The following is a 7711-nucleotide window of genomic DNA, read 5'->3' on the forward strand; positions in this document are numbered from 1 at the left end:
CCCGGTGCGCGGGCGCCGTCCGGGGCTCAGCCGTCCCCGCGGCAGTACTTCCCGCCGGGCCCGCAGCAGCCGGTCCAACCGCGGCCCGGACCCCCGCAGCCCGGTGGGCCGCAGTCCGGGCCCCGGCAGCCGCCGTGGGACCGCCCGCCCTCCGGCCCGCAACAGCCGATGTGGCCGCACCCCGGGCGTGGCGCGGCCCCGGGCGGACCCGCGCCCCACGCGTCCGCCCCCGCACCGCCTCCGCACGCTCCCGCACCACCCAGGCGCGAGCCGTCGGCGACCCCCGGGGCCGACACGGAGGTCCCCCCGGCCCGCGCCTGGTTCGGAACGCAGACGCCTCCGGAGCCAACGGTTCGCCGGCCCGCCACCGGTGGGACCCGGCCGCCCCGCGAGGTCGGTCCGCCGCGCCCCGCCGACCCGCCGACCGTCCTCGGCGAGGAGGCGGACGGGGCCGATCCCGACGCCGAGGAGACGGACGTCTTCCTCGTCCTCGGAGCCGACCGCCGTGCGCGGAAGGACAAGGACGAGCCCGCGGAGTCCCCCGACACGGCAGCCTCCCCGGACGCCGATCCGGCGCCACGGACCGGGCCGTCCCCCGACGCGCTCCCGGCCCCCGCGGACACGGGGTCGGACGGCGCGCCACTGCTGTACCGGGGGGCCTCCCCGCTCGGCGAGGAGGAACCCGCCTTCGCCCCTGCGCGGCCCGACGACCCGGGCGGCGAACCCGCTCCGGTCGCCGTCGGACCCGGGGCCGCCGGGCCCCTGGAGGTGACCGGGTTCCTGGACATCCCCGCCGCGCCCTACACCGAGGACTGGCGGCCCGAAGAGCCCGACCGCCCCGAAGCGGCCGAGCGGTTCGAGGGCCTGGCGGGTTTCGAGCAGGCGCACGAGCCCGGGCCGCCGGAGCAGTCCGCCTGGTCCCGGCCCGTCGAGCACCCCGCCCGGGCCGAAGGGCCGGAGGCCGGCCTCGGGGACCTTCCCCCGCAGGCGGACCACCCCGCCCCGGAGGACGTCCCCTCGCGGTCCCCGCTCTCCGAACCCGCGGGTATCGAGTCCTGGATCGAGGCGGCGGGCACGGCGGGCGCGGCCGGTCCCACGGTGACCGAGGTGGCGGCCATGGCCGCCGTGGCCGCGAGTGACGGGCACGTTCCCGTCCAGGGAGGGTTCGAGCAGCGGATCGCCGCAGTGAGGCCCGTCCCGGCGGCTTCCTGGAAGCGCGTGGTCTTCGGCGCAACCCGGGGACGACTCAACCTGGGGTGAGCACGCCGTCGGGGGACATGACGGGGAGGCGCGTCCGCCTCCCCTTGCGGACACGCCTCCGGGGGCGCCGACACACGGCGCTCTCCCCTTCCGCCGAGCGGACCCGGGTCGCCCCTCGCGGGGGCCAGAGGACCCGGGGCCTCCGCTCGGCGGGCGGGCGGCCGGACGCGGTCGTCCCCTCGGCGAGTCCGCGGCCCGGCCGACCACCGTCCGGCACAGGGCCGGCCCCCTCGGAGCGGGGCCGGGCGGTGCCAGGACGGCGTCACTCGGTCAGCCGGGCCGTTCCAGGCCCGTGACCATGGTCAGCGCCTCCCGGTGCGTGGGCGGCAGCGCCACCGACCACACGGCGGCGCCGTGTTCCCAGCCGATGCTCCTGCGCAGCTCGTCCAGCTCCCGGTCCAGGTCCTCGGAGTCCGGTGCGATCACCCCGATCCGACCCCGTCCGAGCAGGCACACCGACTCGCCCCGGGTGAAGAAGCGGCACAGCTCGTACCCGAGGACGATGAGCCGGGCCGCGCGCCGCCACGGGTCGATCTGCGGATCCAGCGCCACGACGGCCAGCCGGTGGCCCCACGCCGGAACCGGCCCGCCGTCGGCGTTCCGGTACAGTTCGCCGATCCGCGTCCGCAGGTACTCCGGTGTGGCCAGGCCGGTCAGCGCGTCCTGACAGGTCTCGCGTCCCCGCCCCGCGTCGGCCCACCCCTCGGCCAGGGCCCGCACCAGTTCGAGGGGCGGGCTCCGCCACCCGGCCAGCGCGGTGAACGCCGCGAGGTCGTCCAGGCTCTGGCCGACCCCCACCCCCGAGCGTGCCCGCGCCTCGCCCAGCCGCCTGCACGGCTCGGCCAGGTCCGTGCCGCGCGTGAAGGCCTCGCACACCGAGTCCACGGCAGGGGTCCACCAGTCGTCCGGGGGGTCCCAGCCCGCCTCCCGGCTCCGCCGCCCCCAGGGGGCGCGCAGGTGCCGGGCGCGGTCCCGCGTCCCGGTATGCGTCTCGGCATCACCCATGGTGTCGCTCCTGATCGTCGGTCCTCCTCAGGTGAGCGGCGGGGGCCCGCGCCCCCGCGACGGGCCTCCGCCGCTCACCGTCACCCCTGATTACCGAGATCGGTGGCGGTCATGACGCGGATGCGGGATATTTTTTTCGAGTACGTGTTCTTCCGGCGCCGAACCAGCGTTCTTCCTGGCTTGTGGCGGGATCTACGAGAGGACGTTCGGTGCCTGACGCCGACAGAAACCACACAGAGGTACTCGTCGGTGACGCTGAGGTCATCAGGCGGGTGCGTGGCGGGGACACCGCCGCCTACGCGACTCTGTACGAGCGGCATGTGGTGTCGGCGCGCGGACTGGCCAGGCAGCTGTTGCGGGGAGAGGCGGAGGCGGAGGACGCCGTCGCCGAGGCGTTCACCCGGGTGCTCAGCGTCATCCAGCGGGGCAAGGGACCCGAGGACTCCTTCCGTCCCTACCTGCTCACCGCGGTGCGCAACGCCGCCTACGACCGGGGGCGGGGGGAGAAGCGCCAGCTCGTCACGGACGACATGGAGAGCTTCGACCCCGGCCAGCCGTTCGTGGATCCGGCGCTGGAGGGACTGGAGCGGTCCCTGATCGCCCGTGCCTTCCTCTCCCTGCCCGAGCGGTGGCAGTCCGTCCTGTGGCACACCGAGATCGAGGGCACCAAGCCGGCCGACGCCGCTCCCCTGCTCGGCATGAACCCCAACGGTGTCGCCGCCCTCGCCTACCGGGCACGGGAGGGGCTCCGGCAGGCCTACCTCCAGATGCACCTGGCGGGCGGCGCCGCCGCGGAGGCGTGCCGTCCCACCCTCGGTCTCCTCGGCGGCTACGTCCGGGGCGGGCTGTCCAAACGGGACACCGCCAAGGTCGACACGCACATGGACGGCTGCGCGGACTGCCGTGAGGTGTACGCGGAGCTGATGGACGTCAACGTCGGCCTGCGCGGGGTCGTTCTCCCGCTCGTGGTCGGCTCCGGTGCGGCGGGCTACCTCGCCCTCACACCGGGAGGCGCCGCCACGGGCGCCTGGTGGGGACGGATGTCGCGCCGCCAACAGCAGGTCACGGCCGGGGGCGCGGCCGCCGCCGGCATGGCGGTCGCCGTCGCTCTCGCCCTGGTCGGCGGGGACCGGCCCATGACCCCGGACGACCCGCCCCCGGTCGCGGCCCCGCAGGGGCAGCCCGCTCCCGCGCCGGGGGAACCCGCGCCGGGCACACCTCCTGACGTTCCTCCCGGCACCCCGCCCGCGGACGCCCCACCTCCCGGCGCGCCTGAGGACCCGGACGAACCGGACGACCCGGACCGCCCCGAGGCTCCGGCCCCGCCGGTGGAGGCGGCCCTGCCGCCGGCGGACGTCCCGGAGGAGGAGGTGCCCGAGGACGCCCCCGCACCGTTGTTCGCGGCGGGTATCGACCCGGTCGGGGCGCTCCTCCCCGGCAGTGACGGGATCATAATCCTGGACGTGCGCAACATCGGAGCGCCCACGGCCGAGGACGTCATCGCGATGATCACCCTGCCGCCCGGGGTCGAGATGGTCTCCTCCGGCGGGGTCGGGAGCTCGGCCCCCACGGCGGGCGGCAACGGGGACTGGAGCTGCTCCTCGGACAGCGGAGGCGGACGGTGCGTGCACCCGCGGATGTCGGCCGGGCAGAACAGCACGCAGTTCCTCGACGTGCGTGTGGACGCCGGAGCCGACGCCGGTGTGCCCGCGTCGGTGACGGTGTCCTCCGGACCCGTGGCCGCCAGTGCGACGGGGGAGCGCGGGGTGACCTCCGAGGGGGTGACCGCGCGCTACGCGACGGCGGGGCGGGTACGGACCGAGAGCGTCGGCAACGCGCTGATGACCTGCGTGGAGCCGGAACCGCACCCGGGCGGGCACTGGCCGTGGCCCTGGCCGGAGTGGCCGGCGGTCCCCGGCGTCCCCGGCCCCGCTCCGGGGACCGGGGTGCTCCCCGACGGGGGTGCCGGTGCCGACGGGCGGGCCGGTGCCGACGGGCGGGCCGACCCGGACGCGGAAGCCGACCTGGGCCGCGCCCCGCGGGAACCGGACCCGGCGGAGCCCGGGGCGGACGTGTCCCCCGAGGAGGACGCGGGCCTCGGGGACCAGGAGGGCGAGGGGGCTCCTGGCGACACCGGCGGGGGGCCGGACGGCGACCTCCCCACGGAACCGGCGGAGGACCCGGAGGAGGGGGCGGCCGAGGATCCGGCGGAGGACGCGGACGGCGGTGACGAGACCGGGCCGGCCCCGGGCCCGTCCCCGGCCCCCGAGGTGGAGCAGGAGACGCAGAGCGGGCCCTGCGCCGAGGCCCGCCTCCGGGAGGGGCGGCACCGTGACAACGACAACTGGGTGATGGCGCCCCTGGACGGCGACCAGGATCCCACCACCACCTCGGCGAGCGCCGCTACCTGGGACCTCCCCGAAGGCGGCACGGTCCGCTGGGCGGGCCTGTACTTCTCTGCGGCGGGCGCCCCCGAGGCCCCCACCGCACGGGTCAAGGGGCCGGGCATGACGGCCTACCGAACCGTGGCCGCCACCGAAACGGAGGTGGCGGACCTGCCCGGATACCCCGCCTACCAGGCGTTCGCCGACGTGACCGGTCTCGTGCGGGCGCAGGGCGGCGGCCAGTGGTGGGTGGGCGACGTGCCGGCCCGGGAGGGCCGGGGCGTGCACGCCGGATGGGGCCTGGTGGTGGTTCTGGAGGATCCCGGCATCGGCTCCTACAACCAGGCAATGGTGCTCGACGACACCGGGGCGGTCTTCCGGAACCACACGGGGATGCCCTTCTCCGTGTCGGGGCTGCTGCCCGCCGCGGTCCCCTCCCGCATCGACGTCGTGGCCTGGGAGGGCGACGCCGATCTGCGGGGGGACACGGTGACGGTGGACGACCGGGCGGTCGCGCCGAGCGGCGGGTACGGGGAGGCGGACAACGCGTTCGCCGCCTCGGCGCGCGGGGCGGTGGGGGACCCTCTCACCTTCGGCACCGACGTCGTTCGATTCGACGCGGTCCTTGGGAGGGAATCGGATATCCGAATCCTCACCGAGCAGGACGCCGTGCTGATGGGAGTCGTGGCGCTGACGGCCCCGATGCGTACCTGATGTCCGGTATTCGCGCCGGGTCCCCAACCTGGCCCGACGGGTCGGGACAGCGCGCCCCGCCCCGGAGGGCCGCCTGTGGGTAGTGGGATCATGACTTTGCGTATTCGCGGAGGGCACGCAAAACGAGACAGACTTGGCTAGGCTGTGCCCCGGTCATGGATATGGCCCCAGAGTCAAAAGGGAAGGGGGCGGTGTCACGTGGACCGCTGCGCGTTGTTCGTTGACGCGGGGTACCTTCTCGCGGACGGCGCGATGGCCGTGCACGGAACCCGCAACCGGGACTCCGTCTCCTGGGACTACTCCGGACTCGTCCAGTTCCTCAACGAGGTCGCACGGGACCGCACCGGTCTCCCGCTCCTGCGTTGCTACTGGTACGAGGCCGTCGCCGACGACCGGCGCTCCCAGGAACAGGACGGCATCGCCGACATCCCCGGCGTCAAGTTCCGAGCCGCGAGGATACGGCCCGGTCGCCGCGAGGGCGTGGAGAACTACGTCCAGCGCGACATCACCACGCTGGCCCGCACCGGTGTCCTGTGCGACGCCGTCCTGGTCAGCGGTGACGAGGACATGGCGTCCGTCGTCGCCGACGTCCAGGACATGGGCGTGCGCGTCACCGTCGTGCACATCTCCGTCGAGGGCAACTGGACCATCTCCCGAGCCCTGCGCCGGGAGTGCGACGACCTCATCGAGATCGGGGCGGGCCATCTGCGCCCGCACGTCAACCTGCTCTCCAGCAGCGGCTCCGCACAGGAGACCGCGGCCAAGACCACCACGCCGTTCGCCAACGGCCGCGCCCGGTCGGCGCCCGAGACCCCGAGGCAGCCCGTCGCGGCGCAGCCCGGGGACGGCAGGGCCGACCCGGGGGGTACCTCCAGCGGGGGCCTGGAGGCGATGTTCGCGGGAACCGGCGGCCAGCCCGTCCCCCAGGGCAGCGCCATGGACCAGCTGCGCGCCATGCGCAGGTCCCTCGCGCAGCAGCGCGGCGGCGACCACCTCGCGGGGCCGGGCGGCGACAGCGGCCAGCAGTCCGGCGGTATCGACGCCAACGGGTTCCCGTCCGGAGGGCAGACCCCGCCCGGCGTGGGGGGCAACGGCTCCTACCCCGGTGCCTCGATGGCCGGGGGCCACCCCGCGCAGAACGGGCAGCAGGGCTACCCCGCCACCGACAACCACCCGTCGATGCGGGGAGTCGACCCGGGGGGCTACGGCCTGCCCGGGAGACCGGTACCCGGTCAGGGGCAGCCGATGACCGGACCCCAGCAGTCCTTCAACGGCACGGGACCCCAGCAGTCCTTCGCCTCGGGCACGGGGGCGCAGCGCTCGTTCGCCCCGGACGGCCAACCCGGCCACGCGCCACCTCCGAGAAACGCGCCGCCCCAGGACCCGCGGCAGGACCCACGCTACGGCGGGGGTGACAGTTCCGGATTCGGGGGAGCGGCTGACGCAAACCCTACCTATGGGACCAGTACGGAAACTGACACCGCTCACCGCGGTGGGGCAGCCTCCCCCTACGGGGGGCCGCCACGTACTGGTCCCGAATCCGCCGGCCGGTTCAGTCCCGGCGGCTACCAGGAATCCCGTCCCAGTCCTGGATATCCCCAACAGACACGCTCCGCCGCGCATACCGTTGACGAAGCGGTGCATGTCGCACACAAGGAAGGGAACGACTTCGCGGAGTCGATCGCTCGCGAGGCGCCCGCCCTGTGGGTGGAGGCCGTACTCGCCCGCAGGCCCAGGATGCCCTCCGATCTGGAGGCGCGCCTGCTCCAGGGCTCCTCGCTGCCGATCGACCACTTGTTGCGTGACGAGGTCCGTGACGGACTGCGCCAGGGGTTCTGGCAGGCCCTGGAACGGGCCAGATCCTGACGGGACGCGGGAGTGCGAGTAGGGGATGGGGGCGAGGCGGTTGACCCACGTGACGACGGCAGAACTCGACCGTTGGGAATTCCACGCTGTCCGGTCCGGTGAGCACGGACGGGTCGCCGCCCAACTGCTGGACCTGGCCAACCGGGTCGACGCCGGAAGCGAGGTCTCACGCGCCGAACTGTTCGTGCGCGCCGGCGAGCAGTGGGAGATCGCCCAGGAGTTCGAGCGCGCCTGCGCGGCCTACCAGCGGGCGATCGACGACGGCGGCGCCACGGTGATCGATGCCCGGGCGCTCAGCGCCGGAGCGCTCCTGCAGCTGGACGAGGTCGACCAGGCCTACGCCCACCTCGCGCGCCTGGAGGGCGAGGAACCGCCCGGACTCCAGACCTTCATCCACGTCGCCGAGGCACTGTACGCGCACGACGACCTGGAGGGCGCCGAACGGTGGGCGACGGTCGGTGCGCGCCGCTTCCTCGACCAGG

General features: G+C 75.0%; 5 protein-coding genes. 4 read left to right on the forward strand and 1 reads right to left on the reverse strand.

All coding sequences use genetic code 11. The features are described 5' to 3' along the window. Positions 1-168 precede the first annotated feature (168 nt). A complete protein-coding gene (locus tag ACFWTE_RS20160; protein ID WP_378781135.1) occupies positions 169-1260 on the forward strand; it encodes a hypothetical protein in 1092 nt (363 codons plus the stop codon). A 270-nt stretch (positions 1261-1530) separates the two neighbouring features. Here the strand turns inward: ACFWTE_RS20160 and ACFWTE_RS20165 are convergent, their stop codons facing one another. Beyond that, positions 1531-2265, reverse strand: coding sequence for a hypothetical protein (locus ACFWTE_RS20165; protein ID WP_378781136.1), 735 nt, complete (start codon positions 2263-2265; stop codon positions 1531-1533). Positions 2266-2474: 209 nt separating this feature from the next. On the opposite strand from ACFWTE_RS20165, the gene ACFWTE_RS20170 reads away from it, so the two are divergent. The 3 genes from ACFWTE_RS20170 to ACFWTE_RS20180 form a co-directional block, all read left to right on the forward strand. Next, complete coding sequence (locus tag ACFWTE_RS20170; RefSeq protein ID WP_378781137.1) at positions 2475-5363, forward strand: sigma-70 family RNA polymerase sigma factor; 2889 nt, start codon at positions 2475-2477, stop codon at positions 5361-5363. Positions 5364-5561: 198 nt separating this feature from the next. Next, entirely contained in the window at positions 5562-7229 is a 1668-nt protein-coding gene (locus ACFWTE_RS20175) for an NYN domain-containing protein (RefSeq protein ID WP_378781138.1), read from the forward strand. A gap of 25 nt (positions 7230-7254) precedes the next feature. Then, positions 7255-7711: hypothetical protein (locus ACFWTE_RS20180; protein WP_378781139.1), on the forward strand; the 457-nt coding region annotated here is incomplete at its 3' end.

Source organism: Nocardiopsis sp. NPDC058631, from assembly GCF_042716955.1.
GTDB lineage: Bacteria > Actinomycetota > Actinomycetes > Streptosporangiales > Streptosporangiaceae > Nocardiopsis.